This is a genomic window from Aeromonas sp. s6 (assembly GCF_040907815.1).
Classification (GTDB): domain Bacteria; phylum Pseudomonadota; class Gammaproteobacteria; order Enterobacterales; family Aeromonadaceae; genus Aeromonas; species Aeromonas caviae.
In genome coordinates this window covers 94,983-114,070 of record NZ_JBFOCN010000122.1, presented here as the reverse complement: position 1 = coordinate 114,070, position 19,088 = coordinate 94,983, and the positions used below count along the sequence as shown (strand labels likewise).

The following is a 19,088-nucleotide window of genomic DNA, read 5'->3' as shown; positions in this document are numbered from 1 at the left end:
TAGCGGTGCCAAGCTGGACAGAAGGCGGGGAATGGGGAGAGGGAGAGGTTGGCATGCCAGCCAGGATGGAAGGAGTGGATTCGCAACGAGAGGAGACGGGTGTGCTGACCTGGAAAGATGTGATTGGTTCGGAGAAAGAGCAGGCGTATTTCATGGACACCCTGGCCACCGTCAGGGCCGAGCGGGAGGCGGGCAAGGTGATCTATCCCCCGGCGACCGAGGTCTTCAATGCCTTCAAACTGACCGAGCTGGATGACGTCAAGGTGGTGATCCTGGGGCAGGATCCCTATCACGGCCCGGACCAGGCGCACGGCCTCTGTTTCTCCGTCTTGCCCGGAGTGCGCACGCCGCCGTCCCTCGTCAACATCTACAAGGAGATGCAGCGGGATCTGCCGGGTTTTGTCACACCCAATCACGGATTCCTGGAATCCTGGGCCAGACAGGGAGTGCTGCTGCTCAATACGGTGCTGACGGTACAGGCGGGCATGGCGCACTCTCACGCCCACCTGGGGTGGGAGACCTTTACCGATCGGGTCATCGAGCGGATCAATGCCCATTGCCAGGGAGTTGTCTTCCTGCTGTGGGGCGCTCATGCCCAGAAGAAAGGGCGCTTCATCGACCGGTCGCGCCACCATGTGCTGAGCGCCCCCCATCCCAGCCCGCTCTCTGCCCATCGCGGTTTCATCGGTTGCGGCCACTTCTCCGAGGCCAATCGCCTGCTGGTCCAGCAAGGACGCAGTCCCATCGACTGGCTCTCGGTCTGCGCCGATCCGGCGGCCTGACGCCGTGCATGCACAGGGGAAATGGTGTCCCCTGTGCCTCCTGTGGTGAGAGGCTGGTGCAGCCGCTGTCTGCATCCGACTTGATTGAGTGCAAAGTTCAGGCAATAAATGACCGTATACTCGAGACAGACGTTTTCTCATTTCAGTGCAAGGAGTGCCCATGTTATCCAGTCTGCATAAGGACCACCTCAACATCACCCGGTTGCTGACGCTGCTCAAGCAAAAGCTGGCGGCCATTCGCAATGAGCAGCCGGTAAGCTACTTCCTGCTGCGGGATGTGGTGGATTATCTGCGCGAGGTATCCGACAAGTACCACCACCCGAAGGAAGACATGATTTATGACTACTACCTGAAATACAGGGTGGTGGAGGGGGAAGTGGCCAACCGGCTGCACGAGGAGCACGACCGTCTGCTGGATGCAGGGACCGAGCTCAAGGAGATGGTGGAGATGATCCTGATGGATGCGGTCATCCCGCTGGATCAGTTCGTGGCCCGTCTGGAGCAGTTCATCGAGCAGCAGGAGGCGCACATGAACTATGAGGAAGGGGTGATCTTCCCCCATCTGCGCGACTCCCTGACCGAGGATGACTGGCGTCATCTCGAACAGCTCTGGCAGAACCGGGCCATCAATGATCCCCTGTTCGGAGCGGAGGTAAGCCAGCACTTCCAGGCGCTGGCCAAACAGCTCTCGCTGCCTGCAGCCTGACAGGAGGTTCACCCATAAAAACAGCGCCCCGGTCAATCCGGGGCGCTGTTTTTATGGCTCCACTCGTTGGAGTGAAATATGGGCGATGTGGGCGTATCAGAGCTCCAGGTCGTCCGATCCTTCATAGGCGATGTCGATGGCCTGCAGCTCCTTTTGCAGGCGGTGCTTGTCTTTAAGCGCCTCAATCTCACGCCATTTGCGTTTTTTTCCCGTTGTCCCGCGGCTACGTGAACCCAGCTCAACGACCTCGTCAAAATCGAAGTTGAACATGTCCATGGCTCCCTCCTTGGTTTTATGGTTTTCACCATCCGTATAACACGACGCCTTTGAAAATAAAACGTTTTTATGACGAAGTTGTGACAACCGGAAACAGGCACAAAAAAACCGGGCTGCCCTTTCGGGAGCCCGGTTTTTGCGGCGCCACTTCGCTCTGTGAGAGCCGAGTGGCGAGCGGCCTTACAGGTGGCTTGCCAGCATGGTTTCCAGCTTGCCCTGGTCGATGGCGAACAGGCGGATGCCTTCCCCCAGTTTCTCGACGGCCATGGCGTCCTGGTTCAGCTCCCAGCGGAACTCGGCTTCGGTCATCGGGGCCGGTTTGGCTGTGTGCTCGCCGGTGTAGTCCAGCTTGCGCACCACGGTGCCTTCGGCCTTGCTCAGCTCTTCCAGCAAAGCGGGGCCAATGGTCAGTCGGTCGCAGCCGGCCAGTTCCAGGATTTCGCCGGTGTTGCGGAAGCTCGCGCCCATGACCACGGTCGGGTAGTCGTGCTGCTTGTAGTAGTTGTAGATGGCGGTGACGGAGACCACGCCCGGATCTTCACTGGCGGTGTAGTCACGGCCGTTCTTGGCCTTGTACCAGTCGAGGATGCGGCCCACGAACGGGGAGATGAGGAAGGCGCCGGCTTCGGCACAGGCGCGGGCCTGGGCGAAGGAGAACAGCAGGGTCAGGTTGCACTGGATACCCTCTTTCTCCAGCACCTCGGCGGCACGGATCCCTTCCCAGGTGGAGGCCAGCTTGATCAGGATGCGATCATTGCTGATGCCGGCTTCGTTGTAGAGGCGGATCAGCTTGCGGGCCTTGGCGATGCTGGCGTCGGTGTCGAAGGAGAGGCGGGCGTCCACTTCGGTGGAGATGCGGCCCGGGACGATTTTCAGCACTTCGAGGCCGATGTTGACCGCCAGCTTGTCGCCTGCGTCGATGATTTGCTGTGCCTTGTCCTGGCTCTGGGATTTGGCCCAGGCAATGGCGTCCTGGATCAGGGCTGCGTACTCGGGGATCTCGGAGGCCTTGAGTACCAGAGAGGGGTTGGTGGTGGCATCGATGGGCTGGTAGCGCTTGATGGCTTCGATGTCGCCGGTATCGGCAACCACTGTGGTCAGGGCTTTCAGCTGGGTCAATTTATCGGCCATGGCAAATATCATCTCTTTATGAGGGAGCAATCCCAGGGTGGCGGGCATGAGACGGCAGTTCTGAAATTAAATTACAAGATCCCGGCGGCTCAGGCTCAGAAAGGGGCGATGGGCAGGCCCCATCGTCATTGCTTGCCTAATTAATACGGATGTGGCGCATCCTGCAATAGGGGGGCTTGTATGCGAATCAGCCAGGTGGTGAAAGCGGTACCGGCTGTCTGGTGAAAGTGTTTGATAAAAAACGAGTTTTATTCATAGTGTGGCGGCTGGCTCCGACATGGAAAAGCGCAATTATTTTGGTGGATTCATGAATTTGTGCGGGAGGTCACATAAATAGTTCTGTCAGCTACTTGAAATTTAATTACGTGTAAAACGTTTTGCGTTACAACCCCTTGCCGATGAGGCATGAGAGGCAAACGCTTGTCTCCCTGATGTCGTTTCACTCAGCGGTTTTTACCCCCATGGGATGAGTTGTAAAATGGTTCTCTATTGGCTCTAATTTGTGAGGGGCTGGGTTGCACATCAATTTTTGTTGATTTATTGCGTGCTAAATGAAGCTTTTTTGCATCAAATTGCTCGTTTTTTGTCTCCCCAGTGAGCCCTGTCACTATTCTGAATTCCCTCGCTATGCTAGATTCCGCCCCTTCGGCGCAATGCTGGTTCGGAAATTGACAGAGAGCGGTCAGCGCAGACTGGCCATGGATGTGATAACAACGAGAGAATTATGGACACCTTGATTGCAATGATTAACGACCTGATGTGGGGAGCCGTGCTCATTTACCTGCTGATCGGGGTCGGTATCTTCTTTACCTTCCGCCTAGGCTTTATCCAGATCCGCCACTTCGGCCACATGTTCTCGGTCCTGCGCAACAGTCGCAAATCCGACAGCGCTGGCATCTCCTCCTTCCAGGCTCTGTGTACCAGCCTGGCGGCCCGCGTCGGGACGGGCAATCTGGCCGGTGTGGCCGTCGCCATCTATCTGGGTGGCCCTGGCGCCGTCTTCTGGATGTGGCTGATCGCCTTCATCGGCATGGCCACCGCCTTCGTGGAGAGCACCCTGGCCCAGCTCTACAAGGTCAAGGATGAGGATGGCAACTACCGCGGCGGCCCCGCCTACTACATGGAGCGCGGCCTCGGCATGCGCTGGATGGGGGTGGTCTTCTCCCTCTGCCTGCTGCTGGCCTTCGGTCTGGTGTTCAACGCGGTGCAGGCCAACTCCATCAGCCTGGCCATGAACGTCGCCTTCGGCATCCCTGACTGGGTGAGCGGTCTGGCCCTGGTGGTGCTCTCCGGTCTCATCATCTTCGGCGGCATTCGCGGCATCGCCCGCTTTGCCGAGCTGGTGGTGCCCTTCATGGCGATCGCCTATATCCTGATGGCGCTGTTCGTGGTGTTCATGAACATCAGCGAGCTGCCGGGTATCTTCGCCCTCATCATCAAGTCTGCGTTCGGCATCGAGCAGGCAGGTTCCGGCGCCATGGGCTATGCCATCTCCCAGGCGATGATCAACGGTATCAAGCGCGGCCTCTTCTCCAACGAGGCGGGCATGGGCTCTGCCCCCAACGCTGCCGCCACCGCCACCCCCTATCCGCCGCACCCGGCCTCCCAGGGTTATGTGCAGATGCTGGGGGTCTTCCTCGATACCATCGTCATCTGTACCTGTACTGCCGCCATCATCCTGATGTCCGGCCAGTTCGAGCCGGGTTCCGGCGTGACCGGTGTCGAGCTGACCCAGCGCGCGCTCTCCTCCCAGGTGGGCGGCGGTGGCAACATCTTCATCGCAGCGGCCATCTTCTTCTTCGCCTTCACCTCTATCGTGGCGAACTACTCCTATGCGGAGACCAACCTGGTGTTCCTCGAGCACAACCACAAGGGCGGCCTGATGCTGTTCCGGATGTTCGTGCTGGGCATGGTGATGTTCGGATCCGTGGGCGAACTGCCGACCGTGTGGGCTCTGGCGGATGTCTCCATGGGGCTGATGGCCATCGTCAACCTGGTGGCCATCCTGCTGCTCTCCGGCGTCGCCATCAAGCTGGCCAAGGACTACAACGACCAGCTCAAGGTGGGCCGCGTGCCGACCTTCGATGCCAACAAATACCCCGAGCTGCGCAGCCAGCTGGAAGAGGGGATCTGGGACAACCCGGGCAAGAAATAAGCCTGCGTTGCAAGGTGATTGAAGGGGAGCCATGGCTCCCCTTTTTCATGGGTAAAAAGAGGGGGCGGCTTCACACTGACTTCACAGAGCCTCATCGGCAGCACACCTCGCGGGACTATGCTGGGTTCATCACTCGCCGCCATGGCGATACCTTGCTAACGACAGTCAGGAGACATGCAATGCAACAACGACAATCCATCCTGTGGGGCGCTCTGGCCACCCTGATGTGGGCCGGTCTGGCTCATGCCGGTGACAAGGCGGCGACCGATCCCCTGCGCCCCGTGGTGGATGCCAGCATCCGGCCGCTGCTCAAGGAGCACAGGATCCCGGGCATGGCGGTGGCCGTGCTCAAGGATGGCAAGGCCCACTATTTCAACTACGGTGTGGCCGATCGGGAGCGCGCGGTCGGTGTCAGCGAGCAGACCCTGTTCGAGATAGGCTCCGTGAGCAAGACCCTGACCGCGACGCTGGGGGCCTACGCCGTGGTGCAGGGGGGCTTCGAGCTCGATGACAAGGCGAGTCTGTTCGCCCCCTGGCTCAAGGGATCCGCCTTTGACAACATCACCATGGGGGAGCTGGCTACCTACAGCGCGGGCGGCTTGCCGCTGCAATTCCCCGAGGAGGTGGATTCGATCGAGAAGATGCAGGCCTACTACCGCCAGTGGACCCCAGCCTACTCGCCGGGTTCCCATCGCCAGTACGCCAACCCCAGCATCGGGCTCTTTGGCTATCTGGCGGCGAGCAGCATGAAGCAGCCGTTCGATCGCCTGATGGAGCAGACGATCCTGCCGGGGCTTGGCCTGTACCATACCTACCTCACTGTGCCCGAGCAGGCCATGGGGCACTACGCCTACGGCTACTCGAAGGAGGACAAGCCCATCCGCGTCACTCCCGGCATGCTGGCGGACGAGGCCTACGGCATCAAGACCAGCTCGGCGGATCTGCTGCGCTTTGTGAAGGCCAACATCAGCGGGGTGGATAATGCGGCCATGCAGCAGGCCATCGATCTGACTCACCAGGGCCAGTATGCGGTGGGGGAGATGACCCAGGGACTGGGCTGGGAGCGTTACGCCTATCCCGTCAGCGAGCAGATGCTGCTGGCGGGCAACTCCCCGGCGATGATTTACAATGCCAACCCGGCGGCGCCCGCGCCCGCTGCAACAGGGCACCCTGTGCTCTTCAACAAGACCGGCTCGACCAATGGCTTCGGGGCCTATGTGGCCTTCGTGCCGGCCAAAGGGATCGGCGTCGTCATGCTGGCCAATCGCAACTACCCCAACGAGGCGCGCATCAAGGCGGCCCACGCCATCTTGACGCAACTGGCCAGGTAATGGAGCGCCTTCGCTGAGCCTTGAGGGCACGCCGCATCGCCGCGTGCCCGTTACCTCGGACCCGACCCCTCAAGGGCGACCTGGCAGGGGGCGGGTCGATGAGCATGCCAATCCGGACCTCTCCTGCGGGAGATGTCCGGATTGGCATCCACCGAGTGCCATCTCGTCACTAGGCCCTGGCAGGCCGCCCGCTCTATAGTGCCCGGCATCTTCCTCTGCTTTTGCAGGATTGAGTTGTCAATCTCGCTGACAGCGCACCTGTGATGGTGAAACCTGCTGCTATGGAGCCTTCATGGGTATGTTTCTGCTGTGTACTTTTCTGATGATCATCCTCTATCCCCTCGGGATCGATCTCTATCTGGTGGCCGTCCCCCGCATTGCGCAAACCCTGCAGGGGAGCGAGGCGCAGATCCACACCGCTTTTTCCATCTATCTGCTGGGCATGGCGGCTACCGTGCTGCCGGGGGGCATGCTGGCGGATCGCCATGGCAGGCGCCCCGTGGTACTGGGGGGCGCCCTCATCTTCGTGGTCGCCTCCCTGGTGGCGGCGGAGGCGACCGGCATCGCCCAGTTTTATCTGGGGCGTTTCTGGCAAGGGGTGGGCGCTGGAGCGCTCTACATCATGACCTTCACCGTGCTGCGGGATGTGCTGAACCAGGCGCGCCTCGCGATGGCTCTCTCCCTCATCAACGGCGTGATCTGCGTCATTCCGGTGCTGGCTCCCGTACTCGGTTATCTCATCCTGTCGCACTTCGAGTGGCGCGGCATCTTCGTGGGCATGGCGCTGGTGGCCGCCATCAGTGCCCTGGTCAACCTACGACTGCTCAAGGAGACCCGCCCCGCCCGTCCGTCTGCGGGGGCATCGCCGCTGGCCCTGCTGGGCACGGCCCCCTTCATGCAGCGCGCCTTGCTGACCAGCGCCAGCGTGACCGCCATCCTGGTCTATGTGAGCGTCTCGCCCCTCGTCCTGATGACCACGTTCGGCCTGCCTCCCGAGCAGTACACCCGGCTGATGATGGCGATGGCCGGGGTGAGCATGTCCGCTTCCTTCCTGACCCCCTTGCTGCTGCGCTGGCTCGGCAAGGCAAGGGTGCTGGCGCTCTCCCATCTCGCCTACCTGCTGGCCTTGCTCGCCCTGTTGTGCAGCAGCGGGCCCGAAGGCGGCCTGTCCTGGCTGCTGGCGGGGTGTGCCCTGGTCTGCATCGGTTTTTCCTGCGGGTTCGGGGTGGCGATGGGGGAGGCGCTGGATGTGTGCGGGGATCAGGTGGCATCGGCCAGTGCCCTGCTCTGCATCATGCAGATAGGGTTGTCCGGGCTCTTCATCTGGGGGATGGGCCATCTGGGGATGCCTGCGCTCTGGATGCTGATCCTGGCACTCCTGCTGGCGCTGCTCGGTTACCTGGCGGTGAAGGTGCTGCTACCATGGCGTGCGATCCGGCGAGTCCGGGCTCGGGGATAGGAGAGAAGCGATGCGCAATCTGGGTGAACTCGATTTGAACCTGCTGGTGGTCTTCAGGCACCTGATGCAGGAGCGCAGCGTGGCGGGGGCGGCCAAGAAGCTGTGTGTCACCCCGTCGGCGGTGAGCAAGGCGCTCGGCAAGCTGCGGGACTGGTTCGGGGATCCCCTCTTCGTGCGCGTGCGCCAGGGCTTGCAGCCGACCAACCTCTCCCTGACCCTGGCAGAGGAGCTCAAGACCTGGTTCCAGCTCACCGAGAGCATCAGCACCCTCAACCGCGAGGCGATCCCCGAGGGGGCCCGCTTCAGTCTGGTGATGGAGTCCCCCTTCGGCATCAGCTTCCTGAGCGAGCTGCCCACGACCATCTACCAGAAGTACCCCCACTCCGTGGTCAGGATGCTGGGCTGGGATCACCACTCTCTCAACGACATCGTCAACGGGGAGGCGGATCTCGGCTTCTGTGCCAGGGAGACCCACGGCCGCTCCCATGCCAGGGTCAACCGGCTGCCCTATTACATCGATCATGAGGTGCTGTTCTGCGATCGTCCCGTGGTGTTCCTGCGCAAGGATCACCCCTTGCTCGGGCTGACGTGGTCGCTGACCCGCTTTCTGGCCTGCCCCCAGGTGAGCGTGGTGTGGGAGGCCAGCGACAGCTGGGCACTGGACGATCTGCTGGAGGACGAAGGCCACAGGCGGCAGGTGCCCATCATGGTGGCGAGCTTCGAGCAGGCGCTGCATATCGCCGCCCAAAAGAGCCACGAGCTGATCGCCGTGGTGCCTTCATATTGCGCGGACTATGCCGCCAGACATCACCCCGACCTCATCCCCATGCCGTTGCCGCTGGAAGAGTCTCTCTATGCCCAGCTGGAGATCGCCTTCATCCTGCTGTGGCACAAGCGCCACAATCAGGATGCCAAGGTGATGTGGTTGCGGGGGGAGATCCGGCGGCTCTATGGCCTGGCCGCGGCGGGGAGGACGCGTTTTGCCTGGGGCGGGCCCATGGAGAGCGGGGCGGCGAAAGAGAAGCAAGGGGGAGGAGGCTCCCCGGTTTAGTCGTACTGCTCTTCCATCCAGGCTTCGACGATGAGCTGGGCGGAGACGCCGTCCACGCTCCCCTTGTCCAGCGCCTTGTAGCCGCCACGTTCAAACAGGCGGGCGCGGGCATCCGTGGTGGTGAGCCGCTCGTCCTTGAACTCCACCGGCTTGCCGAAGCGGCCGTGCAGGCGATTGCCGAACTTGCGGGCCCGCACCGTGATCTCCTGGTCCGTGCCATCCATGTTGAGCGGCAGACCGACGATCAGCAGATCCGGTTGCCACTCCTTGATCAGCTTCTCGATCTCGTCCCAGTTGGGGATGCCGTCGTTGGCCTTGAGGGAGCGAAGGGGGCGGGCGCTGCCCGTGAGCTCCTGGCCGATGGCGACACCGATGCTCTTGGTGCCGTAGTCAAAGCCCATGATGCTGCGTGATGACATGGGGTCTCCTCGAAATGGATGGATAAATGAAGGGGGAAGCCCCCTCCCTGTCTCCCCCTGCTCGTGAGGGGGGAGCGTGCCGCGGAGGGGAGGTACGGAGTGTCAGCTATGGCCCACCTGGCTGGAGAGGTGCAGGGGGTTGACCCCAATGCTCGCGGCGGCTTGCTGCCAGCGCAGGTGGATGGGGGTATCGAAGACCAGCTTGGGATTGGGGGGGATCACCAGCCAGGCGCCATCCACCAGCTCCTGCTCGAGCTGGCCTGCACTCCAGCCGGCGTAACCGAGCGCCACCAGCCAGTGGTCTGGCGCCTCGTCGGTGCCCAGGGTCTCCAGGATGTCCTTGGAGGTGGTGACCATCATCTCGTCGCTCACCTGCAGGGTGGAGTTGAACCCCGGGCGGAAGCTGTGCAGCACGAAGCCGCGATCCCCGTGCACCGGGCCCCCCTGCAACACCGGCTGTTTCATCTCGGCGGTGGCGGGGGGATTGAGGTTGAGCTTGGTCAGCATGGCGTCCAGGGACATGTCGACCGGAATGTTGACCACCAGTCCCATGGCGCCTTCGCTGCTGTGTTCGCACAGATAGACCAGGGAGCGCTGGAAATAAGCGTCCGTGAGGCTCGGCATGGCGAGCAGAAAATGATTTTGCAGTGTTTGCATGGAGCGTATGTATCTCTTAGCGTGCAAAGGTATTTGGGGTGATTATGGCAGTTGATGACGGCGGGCAAAACCGCTTTTTGCCGGCAGGAGGGCGGCAGTCAAAGGGGCCCTCACGGCCCCTTGTGTGTGTTTCCTCGCCGTGGCAACGAAGGGGTCAGCGGCCCAGTCGGCGCTCGATGGCGTCCATCAGCATGCCGGTAATGGAGACGTCGAAGGCCGCCTCTATCTCGCGGATGCAGGTCGGGCTGGTGACGTTAATCTCGGTCAGGCGATCGCCGATGATGTCGAGGCCGACGAAGATGAGCCCCTTCTCTTTCAGGGTCGGGCCCACCGCGCGGGCGATGGCCCAGTCCGCCTCGCTCAGGGGGCGCGCCTCGCCACGGCCGCCGGCCGCCAGGTTGCCACGGGTCTCCCCTTGCGCCGGGATGCGGGCCAGGCAGTAGGGTACCGGCTCGCCGTCCACCACCAGCACCCGCTTGTCGCCATCCTTGATGGCGGGCAGATAGGTCTGCGCCATGCAGTACTGGCTGCCGTGAGAGGTTAATGTCTCGATGATGACGCCGACGTTGGCGTCATCTTCCTTCATGCGGAAGATGGAGGCGCCGCCCATGCCGTCGAGCGGCTTGAGGATGACGTCCTTGTGCTTGGCGTGGAAGGCCCGCAGCTTGTCTGCTCTGCGAGTGACGAGCGTGGTCGGGGTGTGCTCGGCAAACCAGGCGGTGTAGAGCTTTTCGTTGGCGTCGCGCAGGCTCTGGGGCTTGTTGACGATGAGGCAACCCTCATCCTCGGCTCGCTCCAGCATGTAGGTGGCGTAGATGAACTCGGTGTCGAAGGGGGGATCCTTGCGCATCAGGATCACGTCCAGGCTGGAGAGCGGCTGATCCACCACCTCGCCCAGCGTGTACCAGTCGGCATAGTCATATTTGACGGTGAGCGGACGCATGGTACCGAAGGCGCGACCGGCCTCCATGTAGAGATCCTTCATCTCCAGATAGAAGAGCTCGTAGCCGCGCTTTTGCGCCTCTTCGAGCATGGCGAAGCTGGAGTCCTTCTTGATGTTGATGGCCGAGATGGGGTCCATCACGATGCCGAGTTTAATGGTCATCTGAGTTTCCTTCCTAATGGCTCGATTGGATGTGATGACCCCCTCCCTGCCTCCCCCTTCACAAGGGGGAGGGGCCTGTTGCTCCCTCCCCTGCGAAGGGGAGGGCCGGGGTGGGGTCGGCTGTCAGGCCAGATCGCCAAAGCGGCACTGAAGCGCAGTAATCGCCGTCAGGGCGGCGGTTTCGGTACGCAGCACCCGCGGCCCCAGCAGCATCTCTTTGAAATCTTCCTGCACGGTACGGGCGATCTCGTCGCCGGACAAGCCCCCTTCCGGGCCGATCAGCAGGCGCACGCCGTGCTCGGGGATCGGCAGGGTGCTGATGCTGTAAGGGGCGCGCGGGTGCAGGTTGAGCTTGAGCTCCTGGGTCTCTTCCGCCAGCCAGACGTCCAGCTCCATCGGCATGCGCACCTCGGGCACGGTATTGCGGCCGCACTGCTCGCAGGCGCTGATCACCACCTTCTGCCACTGCTCGCGCTTCTTCTCCAGCCTATCCGCCGGCAGCTTGACGCCGCAGCGCTCGGAGAAGAGGGGCGTGATGCAGGTGACGCCGAGCTCCACGGATTTCTGGATGGTGAAGTCCATCTTGTCGCCGCGGCTGATCACCTGACCCAGGTGGATGGCAAGGGGGGACTCCACCGAGCGGGTCTCGCAACTGTCGATGGTCACTTCCACCGACTTCTTGCCGACGTTGGCGATGGTGGCGGGGTACTGGTTGCCGTCGCCGTTGAACAGCTCGAGCTGCTGGCCCGGCTGCATGCGCAGCACGCGGCCGATGTGATTGGCACCGTCTTCCGACAGGGCGAGGGTCTGGCCAACCTGCAGGCTGGCCGGTTCATAGATACGTGGAATGCGCATGGCTGATAGTCAGTCTCTTGCTTGGAAACCCTTCAATACCCTACTGCACGGCGGCGAGCAAGGCTCGCGAGACAGAGAGTGAAGGGATTCAGGATGAGGGGGACACTCCCCCTCCCTGGTCAAATGGGGTTATTGGCACTGCTTTTCAATGAAGGGATTGGTATTGCCCTGCAGCTTGCCGATACGGCGGTTGCGCTCGCACTCCCAGCGATCAGCCGGATACTGCCTGTCCCAGGCTTCGTAAAGCTTGCGCTGTTGGGCCGCCAGCCGCAGTCCGTACTGCTGGCTCATGTAGAGGTAGGCGCGGGCGATCTGGCCACGCACCGGCCCCTTGGGCGGCTGCACCCGGCGCTCCTTGAAGTCCACCAGCATCTGGCACTTGCCGTACTGGTTCGGCTTGCCGTTCCAGTCGGAGAAGCGGAAGTTCGCCCGATCGCCGTTCACCTCGCCGATGGCGGGGAAGAGGTTGTGCATGTCCCCCTCCATCCTGTTGAACTCGTCGCTCTTGCCGCAGTTCTTGCGGCCCCCCTCCTGCCAGCACTGCAGCTGGTGGCCGAACTCCCAGGCGGGTACCACGTGCTCCCACTCGATGCGCGAGGCCCGCTCGGCCTGCTTGCGCGGCAGGTAGCCGCAACTCTCCCAGTCGGGGGCCATCTTCTTGCCGCTGAACTTGATGTTGCAGCCGCAGTAGAAGGTGGTGGGGTGGCTCTGGTAGAGCTTGTTCAGATCCTGTTTGGCGGCGCGAAAGGTCTGGATGTTGTCGGCATGGGCCGGGGCGCTGACCAGCAGGGCCAGGCAGAGGGAGAGCAGAGGGCGAAACATGAATATCCTTGGCAATGAAACAGTTGAGTGAAGAGGATGCGCACACTATCACAGGGGCGCGACACAGGGTGACTCAATCCGCCGTGGTGTCGCGCTGCCACACCAGGGGCTGGCGACAGCGACGGCAGTGATAGCGGGCCTCGCCGCGCATCACCTTGTTGTGGCGGCGCACCGAGAGGGGATGCTGCTGACAGGCGCAGGCGTAAACGAAGGTGCGCTGGGCCAGCACGCCGAGATCGAAGCTGTGGGTGGTACTGGGCTCGAGACCGAACAGCTCCCGCATCACCGACTGCCACTGGCGGCCGTGGGGCAGTACCCGGCTCTTGCCGCGCCCCTCTCCCCAGAGCGCATGGACCAGCAGGTGGGCCACCTCGTGGGGCACCACTTCCCTGAGAAACGCCTGCTGATTGGCCTGATAGAGCGTCGGATTGAAACGCAGCTCCCAGGTCTGCAGCCGAGCCGATCCTGCCGCCCGGCCCCGCATGTTGCAGTGGACCTGCGGGCGGGGGAAGGGGCGGCCAAGCCGCGTTTCGGCCTGCACAAAGCAGGCCTCGACGCGCGCGAGCAGCGTCTCGATGAGGGCGGGGTCGAGCCGGGTAGCGGTGGCAGGCATGGGATCCTCGGGACAGGACACAAAAGCAAAAGGGGAGCCAGGCTCCCCTTTTATCACAACGGCCAGCCTTACAGACCGGCGGCGTCGCGCAGCAGAGCGGCCTTGTCGGTCTTCTCCCAGGGGAACTCGTCGCGACCGAAGTGGCCGTAGGCGGCGGTCGCCTGGTAGATGGGGCGCTTCAGATCCAGCATCTCGATGAGGCCGTAGGGGCGCAGCTCGAAGAACTCGCGCACCAGCTTCACCAGCAGCTCCTCGGCCACCTTGCCGGTGCCGAAGGTCTCGACGCTGATGGAGGTGGGCTCGGCCACGCCGATGGCGTAGGAGACCTGCACTTCACAGCGATCCGCCAGACCCGCGGCGACGATGTTCTTGGCCACGTAGCGGGCGGCATAGGCGGCGGAGCGGTCCACCTTGGACGGGTCCTTGCCGGAGAAGGCGCCACCACCGTGACGGGCCATGCCGCCGTAGGTGTCGACGATGATCTTGCGACCGGTCAGGCCGCAGTCACCCATGGGGCCGCCGATGACGAAACGGCCGGTCGGGTTGATGAAGTACTTGGTGTCCTTGGTGATCCACTCGGCCGGCAGCACTGGCTTGATGATCTCCTCGCGCACCGCTTCCACCAGGTCCTTGTGGCTGATGGAGTCGCAATGCTGGGTGGAGAGGACCACGGCATCGACACCCAGGATCTTGCCTGCGTCGTCGTAGGCGAAGGTCAGCTGGCTCTTGGCATCCGGGCGCAGCCACGGCAGGGTGCCGTTCTTGCGCACTTCTGCCTGACGCTTCACCAGCAGGTGAGAGTAGGTGATGGGCGCGGGCATCAGCACGTCGGTTTCGTTGGTGGCGTAACCGAACATCAGGCCCTGGTCACCGGCACCCTGCTCGTACGGGTCGGTACGGTCGACGCCCTGGTTGATGTCCGGGGACTGCTTGCCGATGGCGTTCAGCACGGCGCAGGAGTCGGCGTCGAAGCCCATGTCGGAGTGGGTGTAACCGATCTCGCGCACGGTGTCGCGCACGATCTGCTCGATATCGACCCAGGCAGAGGTGGTCACTTCGCCGGCGACCATCACCATGCCGGTCTTGACCAGGGTTTCACAGGCGACGCGCGCCTTGGTGTCCTGTTCCAGGATGGCGTCCAGCACCGCATCGGAGATCTGGTCGGCGATTTTATCGGGATGGCCTTCGGAGACCGACTCGGAAGTAAACAGCTTTGCCATGTTTGGTTCTCAATTCGTAAGGGTTATCGCCTTGGCCATAACCGGATAATGACAGGATGACTGTAGAGGTATCTACATCTGGACGTCTATTTTAATTAGGTCACCGGGTGATTGCCAGCACTATTTGGGGGCGGAGCCGACCGGACCAAGGTGCAGCCTGGATCCACCTCCATGGGGGTAAACGAGGGAGCGGATTGAATCGTTTTCCTGGCCAAGAAAAGCGATTGTGCTCCCAAAGCCACTTTATTCGCCCAGATAATATTTGCACGCCGCGCCCCCTGCTGGGACAATAACGCGCCTTAATCTTGGCCATCAAATGAAGCAATCGCAGGAGATACAGATGCCTTCTCGTAAAGAGCTTGCCAATGCCATTCGCGCATTGAGTATGGATGCCGTTCAAAAAGCCAACTCCGGTCACCCGGGCGCCCCCATGGGAATGGCGGATATCGCTGAAGTGCTGTGGCGCAGCCACTTGAAACACAACCCGAACAACCCCAAGTGGGCCGACCGCGACCGTTTCATTCTCTCCAACGGCCACGGCTCCATGCTGCTGTACTCCCTGCTGCACCTCTCCGGTTATGACCTCTCCATCGACGATCTGAAAAACTTCCGCCAACTGCACTCTCGCACCCCGGGTCACCCGGAGTACGGTTATGCGCCGGGCGTCGAGACCACCACGGGTCCGCTGGGTCAGGGCATCACCAACGCAGTCGGCATGGCGATCGCCGAGAAGGCCATGGCCGAGCAGTTCAACCAGCCGGGTCACGACATCGTCGACCACTACACCTATGCCTTCATGGGCGACGGCTGCCTGATGGAAGGCATCTCCCACGAAGCCTGCTCCCTGGCCGGCACCCTGGGTCTGGGCAAGCTGATTGCCTTCTGGGATGACAACGGTATCTCCATCGACGGTCACGTGGAAGGCTGGTTCACCGACGACACTCCCAAGCGCTTCGAAGCCTACGGCTGGCACGTCATCCCGGCCGTTGACGGTCATAACCCGGAAGCCATCAACGCCGCCATCGAAGCCGCCAAGGCCGAGACCGGCAAGCCGACCCTGATCTGCTGCCGCACCATCATCGGCTACGGTTCCCCGAACAAGTCCGGCTCCCACGACTGCCACGGCGCACCGCTGGGCAACGACGAGATCGCCGCCGCCCGTGCCTTCCTGAAGTGGGACCACGCGCCGTTTGTCATCCCGTCCGACATCGCCGCCGAGTGGAACGGTCAGGAGAAGGGCGCTAAGCTCGAATCCGACTGGGCTGCCAAGTTCGCCGCCTATGAAGCCGCTCACCCGGCCCTGGCTGCCGAGTTCAAGCGCCGCACTACTGGCGAGCTGCCGGCCAACTGGGCTGCTGAATCCGCCAAGATCATCGAAACCCTGCAGGCCAACCCGGCCAAGATCGCGACCCGTAAAGCGTCCCAGAACTCCCTGGAAGCCTTCGGCAAGCTGCTGCCGGAATTCATGGGCGGCTCCGCGGATCTCGCGCCGTCCAACCTGACCATGTGGTCCGGCTCCAAGTCCCTGACTCCCGAGAGCGCCGCAGGCAACTACATCCACTACGGCGTGCGCGAGTTCGGCATGTCCGCCATCATGAACGGCATCGCCCTGCACGGTGGTTTCATCCCCTACGGCGCCACCTTCCTGATGTTCATGGAGTACGCCCGCAACGCCCTGCGCATGGCCGCCCTGATGAAGCAGCGCGCCATCTTCGTCTATACCCACGACTCCATCGGTCTGGGTGAAGATGGTCCGACTCACCAGCCGGTCGAGCAGATCGCCTCCCTGCGTCTGACCCCGAACATGAGCACCTGGCGCCCGTGTGACCAGGTAGAGTCCGCCATCGCCTGGAAACACGCCATCGAGCGTACCGACGGCCCGACCTCCCTGATCTTCTCCCGTCAGAACCTGGCCCAGATGGACCGCACCGCCCAGCAACTGGCCGATGCCGCCAAGGGTGGTTACGTGCTGAAGGATTGCGCCGGTACCCCGGAACTGATCCTGATCGCCACCGGTTCCGAAGTGGAACTGGCCGTTGCCGCCTATGAGCAGCTGACTGCCAAGGGCCGTGCCGTGCGCGTGGTCTCCATCCCGTCTACCGACGTGTTCGATGCCCAGTCCGCCGAGTACAAGGAGTCCGTCCTGCCGGCCGCCGTCACCAAGCGTGTGGCCATCGAAGCGGGCATCGCCGACTACTGGTACAAGTACGTCGGTTTCGGCGGCAAGATCATCGGCATGCGCACCTTCGGTGAGTCCGCTCCGGCCGAGCTGCTGTTCAAGGAATTCGGCTTTACCGTGGAAAACGTGGTTGCGACCGCAGAGTCCCTGTAATAGCTGATCATTGGGCCGCTTAGGCTCAATAGCCAGAACGATAAAACGCCCTCCATCGCAAGATGGGGGGCGTTTTTTATTTGGGAAAGAAAAAAATAATAAATTAAAAATATATTTAAATATCTGAGAGTTGATAGTACTTTCTCTAGATGATTGATTTTCATTGTTTAAATAAAGGCTAAGTTATGGTTGCAAGAGGCTGGTTTATTATAGTTGTTGTATTGGCACTTTTATTTTCCCCTGTTGTTTTATATGTAAATACATTTGGCGGAGATTTGTCACAAGACCACTCTCGATGGGCTGAATTTGGCTCGGCAATTGGAGGTATCTATGCACCAATACTCGGATTTATTACGTTAGGGAAGGTGCTAACAAGTCACTTGGCACAAAAACACACCATTCTAAATTATTGATATTAAATGGCTAAACTTTTTAGTTTTGGCACATAGGGTACTTATTCGCACCTTCCCTCCGTTAATACTTTTGGCGAAATTGCAGCTTATTCTCCCGGTTTTGCATAGCTATCTATTTATCGCTCTCTCGACGCCCTGTTCAGCGCCGCCAAAATATGCTGCGGTGAGCACACTGAAATAACATTCACCCTCTTTGCATGGCCACAGGTCATGACATAAATACGGGAGAAAGAGAGGGCGCTTTTTAGCCCCTGCAGTGGAGGCTGACATGGGCGGGTCACCGCGCCGCCTATGCCATATCTTTTCAGCGGCGCGAACGCAGCCCGCCAACAAGGCTCATACGCAAGGGGAGGGGGCCTTCCCCTTGCCTGGCCCGACTTGCCGCCCCCCGATGCATATCACTCCTGTCATGACCTTTCCTGTGAGGGGGCCCCGGAGTCCGCCCTGCTTTGCCGCCCTGACGTATCCCGCACTCCTTGCGATGCAGCCGGCTCATCTTCCCCGCACACCCTTATTTGTGCTCTTTGTCATCAACTGCCGTTATTGCGACCTGGGTCGGGGTTTGGGTGGATTATTAACTGTATGATTAATAATGAAATCAGGGACCCTGCCGACGAGCAGCACGGATCGGCACTCATCTGCCCGGGAGTGGCACATGCGATCGCATCGCGATCCCCGTCATCTGACTTCGGAGGTTTTATGCTTGGATTCATTCTGGGTGACATGTACAGCCGCACCAGCGGGTTTCGGCCACCCCCCCGCCTAGGCAAGCACTTCCCCCTCGCCCCCGACTATCAACTGCGCGGTCGCACCGGTGCCGCCATCCTGACCATGGAGACCCTGCTCGATACCCCCTATCCCCAGAAGAAGTTCAGGGCCCTGATCTATGGCGCCTTTATCGAGCGCCAGCGTCGCCTCTTTGCCGAGCAGGTGGTCATTGGCCGGATGGAGGAGGGCCAGGACCTGGCGATCGCCATCGATCTCGCCTTTATCAGCACGGCGGTGCCCATCGGTCTGCTCGCCATCTCGGAGGAGATCGCGCTGCTGACCACCCCCCGTCCCACCCAGACCCATCCTCATCAGGCGGCCTTGAGCCAGGCGCTCGACTGCACCGCCATGCTGATGTTCTATGCCAAGGTCATTCGCCAGCGCAATGCGGTGCTTGAGCACATCGGCCACCAGTTCGGCTACAGGCCACAGGCCGGGCTGGTGGCCAGGGTGGGCCACGGCGGGGAAGATGACTATGCCGCCTTCATGGTCAATCTGATGACCTGCATCGCCCATTCGGGCTCCTTCAAGGAGGCGCTGGAGAATGGCGTCAGGATGGGCATGCACGAGCCCGCCTTCTTCTGTATCGTCGGCGCCCTGGCCTCGACCCTGTGGGGAGTCCCCAAACCCTGGGCCCATGAGATCTCTCGATTCATCCAGCGCCAGCATCCCCACTATCTCCAGATCCTGCTGCGGGGCGAAGCCAGGGTGGGCCGCAGACAGATCAACCTGGAGCCTCCCAAACCGCCGCTCTGTGCACCGATCAAGCGCCAGGTAAACCGCTTCCTGAAGTGGGCCTTCTAGGGCCATGGGAGTGCTCTCGAGGTGTGGGCCCATGGCGCTATCCCATCGGCCCGCCCCTCCTGAGGGTCATCACGGGACGGTTATCTCACTGACCCCTGATCCCCCGGCTACCTTGCCCATGAGAGGATGGCCAGAAAAGCCAACGGCTGCACGGGGGACAAGGGGTGGATAGAAGGTGATCCACCTCGC

The 19,088-nt window shown here is 61.5% G+C and carries 17 protein-coding genes; 8 read left to right on the top strand and 9 right to left on the bottom strand.

Features of this window, described 5'->3' with window-relative positions; genetic code table 11:
• The first annotated feature begins 101 nt into the window (after positions 1–101).
• A complete protein-coding gene (gene ung, locus AB5Y50_RS19575) occupies positions 102–782 on the top strand; it encodes a uracil-DNA glycosylase (protein ID WP_010673856.1) in 681 nt (226 codons plus the stop codon).
• A gap of 160 nt (positions 783–942) precedes the next feature.
• Entirely contained in the window at positions 943–1,488 is a 546-nt protein-coding gene (locus AB5Y50_RS19570) for a hemerythrin domain-containing protein (protein WP_180911464.1), read from the top strand.
• Between the two features lie 96 nt (positions 1,489–1,584).
• On the opposite strand, the gene AB5Y50_RS19565 is transcribed toward AB5Y50_RS19570, so the two are convergent.
• Positions 1,585–1,764 (bottom strand): DUF3545 family protein, encoded by a 180-nt coding sequence (locus tag AB5Y50_RS19565; protein ID WP_010673858.1) that lies wholly within the window; start codon positions 1,762–1,764, stop codon positions 1,585–1,587.
• Positions 1,765–1,944: 180 nt separating this feature from the next.
• A complete protein-coding gene (gene tal, locus AB5Y50_RS19560; protein ID WP_180911465.1) occupies positions 1,945–2,895 on the bottom strand; it encodes a transaldolase in 951 nt (316 codons plus the stop codon).
• A 724-nt stretch (positions 2,896–3,619) separates the two neighbouring features.
• Between tal and AB5Y50_RS19555 the strand changes: the two genes are divergently transcribed.
• From AB5Y50_RS19555 to yidZ, 4 genes are all read left to right on the top strand, one after another.
• A complete protein-coding gene (locus AB5Y50_RS19555; RefSeq protein WP_043155782.1) occupies positions 3,620–5,050 on the top strand; it encodes a sodium:alanine symporter family protein in 1,431 nt (476 codons plus the stop codon).
• 179 nt (positions 5,051–5,229) lie between these two features.
• Positions 5,230–6,381 carry a CMY-1/MOX family class C beta-lactamase gene (gene blaMOX / locus AB5Y50_RS19550; RefSeq protein ID WP_180911466.1) on the top strand — a complete coding sequence of 384 codons (1,152 nt, stop codon included), beginning with the start codon at positions 5,230–5,232 and terminating at the stop codon, positions 6,379–6,381.
• A 292-nt stretch (positions 6,382–6,673) separates the two neighbouring features.
• The gene (locus tag AB5Y50_RS19545) at positions 6,674–7,840 is read left to right on the top strand and encodes an MdtL family multidrug efflux MFS transporter (RefSeq protein ID WP_180911467.1); all 1,167 of its coding nucleotides are present in this window, start codon (positions 6,674–6,676) and stop codon (positions 7,838–7,840) included.
• A gap of 10 nt (positions 7,841–7,850) precedes the next feature.
• The gene (yidZ, locus tag AB5Y50_RS19540) at positions 7,851–8,891 is read left to right on the top strand and encodes an HTH-type transcriptional regulator YidZ (protein ID WP_180911468.1); all 1,041 of its coding nucleotides are present in this window, start codon (positions 7,851–7,853) and stop codon (positions 8,889–8,891) included.
• Here the strand turns inward: yidZ and ruvX are convergent.
• From ruvX to metK, 7 genes are all read right to left on the bottom strand, one after another.
• Positions 8,888–9,310 (bottom strand): Holliday junction resolvase RuvX, encoded by a 423-nt coding sequence (ruvX, locus tag AB5Y50_RS19535; protein WP_010673863.1) that lies wholly within the window; start codon positions 9,308–9,310, stop codon positions 8,888–8,890. The two genes, yidZ and ruvX, sit on opposite strands and share 4 nt — an antisense overlap.
• 102 nt (positions 9,311–9,412) lie before the next feature.
• Positions 9,413–9,967: a YqgE/AlgH family protein gene (locus AB5Y50_RS19530; RefSeq protein ID WP_010673864.1), complete on the bottom strand. Its 555-nt coding sequence runs from the start codon at positions 9,965–9,967 to the stop codon at positions 9,413–9,415.
• A 154-nt stretch (positions 9,968–10,121) separates the two neighbouring features.
• The gene (gshB, locus tag AB5Y50_RS19525; RefSeq protein WP_052815123.1) at positions 10,122–11,072 is read right to left on the bottom strand and encodes a glutathione synthase; all 951 of its coding nucleotides are present in this window, start codon (positions 11,070–11,072) and stop codon (positions 10,122–10,124) included.
• Between the two features lie 123 nt (positions 11,073–11,195).
• Positions 11,196–11,927, bottom strand: a complete 732-nt coding sequence (gene rsmE / locus AB5Y50_RS19520) for a 16S rRNA (uracil(1498)-N(3))-methyltransferase (RefSeq protein WP_180911469.1) — start codon at positions 11,925–11,927, stop codon at positions 11,196–11,198.
• A gap of 129 nt (positions 11,928–12,056) precedes the next feature.
• Positions 12,057–12,749 (bottom strand): endonuclease, encoded by a 693-nt coding sequence (locus tag AB5Y50_RS19515; RefSeq protein WP_180911470.1) that lies wholly within the window; start codon positions 12,747–12,749, stop codon positions 12,057–12,059.
• 73 nt (positions 12,750–12,822) lie between these two features.
• Positions 12,823–13,362, bottom strand: coding sequence for a SprT family zinc-dependent metalloprotease (locus AB5Y50_RS19510; protein ID WP_180911471.1), 540 nt, complete (start codon positions 13,360–13,362; stop codon positions 12,823–12,825).
• A 68-nt stretch (positions 13,363–13,430) separates the two neighbouring features.
• A complete protein-coding gene (metK, locus tag AB5Y50_RS19505; protein ID WP_180911472.1) occupies positions 13,431–14,582 on the bottom strand; it encodes a methionine adenosyltransferase in 1,152 nt (383 codons plus the stop codon).
• A gap of 340 nt (positions 14,583–14,922) precedes the next feature.
• Between metK and tkt the strand changes: the two genes are divergently transcribed.
• Together tkt and AB5Y50_RS19495 are read left to right on the top strand one after the other, a co-directional pair.
• Entirely contained in the window at positions 14,923–16,914 is a 1,992-nt protein-coding gene (gene tkt / locus AB5Y50_RS19500) for a transketolase (RefSeq protein WP_039040146.1), read from the top strand.
• A 1,112-nt stretch (positions 16,915–18,026) separates the two neighbouring features.
• Positions 18,027–18,899, top strand: a complete 873-nt coding sequence (locus AB5Y50_RS19495; protein ID WP_180911473.1) for a hypothetical protein — start codon at positions 18,027–18,029, stop codon at positions 18,897–18,899.
• Positions 18,900–19,088 lie beyond the last annotated feature (189 nt).

Excerpts from the sequence above, each read along its gene's own strand:
- AB5Y50_RS19570 (WP_180911464.1), top strand. The coding sequence starts at position 943 with ATGTTATCCAGTCTGCATAAGGACCACCTCAACATCACCCGGTTGCTG.
- AB5Y50_RS19565 (WP_010673858.1), bottom strand. The coding sequence starts at position 1,764 with ATGGACATGTTCAACTTCGATTTTGACGAGGTCGTTGAGCTGGGTTCA.
- tal (WP_180911465.1), bottom strand. The coding sequence starts at position 2,895 with ATGGCCGATAAATTGACCCAGCTGAAAGCCCTGACCACAGTGGTTGCC.
- AB5Y50_RS19555 (WP_043155782.1), top strand. The coding sequence starts at position 3,620 with ATGGACACCTTGATTGCAATGATTAACGACCTGATGTGGGGAGCCGTG.
- blaMOX (WP_180911466.1), top strand. The coding sequence starts at position 5,230 with ATGCAACAACGACAATCCATCCTGTGGGGCGCTCTGGCCACCCTGATG.
- AB5Y50_RS19545 (WP_180911467.1), top strand. The coding sequence starts at position 6,674 with ATGGGTATGTTTCTGCTGTGTACTTTTCTGATGATCATCCTCTATCCC.
- yidZ (WP_180911468.1), top strand. The coding sequence starts at position 7,851 with ATGCGCAATCTGGGTGAACTCGATTTGAACCTGCTGGTGGTCTTCAGG.
- ruvX (WP_010673863.1), bottom strand. The coding sequence starts at position 9,310 with ATGTCATCACGCAGCATCATGGGCTTTGACTACGGCACCAAGAGCATC.
- AB5Y50_RS19530 (WP_010673864.1), bottom strand. The coding sequence starts at position 9,967 with ATGCAAACACTGCAAAATCATTTTCTGCTCGCCATGCCGAGCCTCACG.
- gshB (WP_052815123.1), bottom strand. The coding sequence starts at position 11,072 with ATGACCATTAAACTCGGCATCGTGATGGACCCCATCTCGGCCATCAAC.
- rsmE (WP_180911469.1), bottom strand. The coding sequence starts at position 11,927 with ATGCGCATTCCACGTATCTATGAACCGGCCAGCCTGCAGGTTGGCCAG.
- AB5Y50_RS19515 (WP_180911470.1), bottom strand. The coding sequence starts at position 12,749 with ATGTTTCGCCCTCTGCTCTCCCTCTGCCTGGCCCTGCTGGTCAGCGCC.
- AB5Y50_RS19510 (WP_180911471.1), bottom strand. The coding sequence starts at position 13,362 with ATGCCTGCCACCGCTACCCGGCTCGACCCCGCCCTCATCGAGACGCTG.
- metK (WP_180911472.1), bottom strand. The coding sequence starts at position 14,582 with ATGGCAAAGCTGTTTACTTCCGAGTCGGTCTCCGAAGGCCATCCCGAT.
- tkt (WP_039040146.1), top strand. The coding sequence starts at position 14,923 with ATGCCTTCTCGTAAAGAGCTTGCCAATGCCATTCGCGCATTGAGTATG.
- AB5Y50_RS19495 (WP_180911473.1), top strand. The coding sequence starts at position 18,027 with ATGCTTGGATTCATTCTGGGTGACATGTACAGCCGCACCAGCGGGTTT.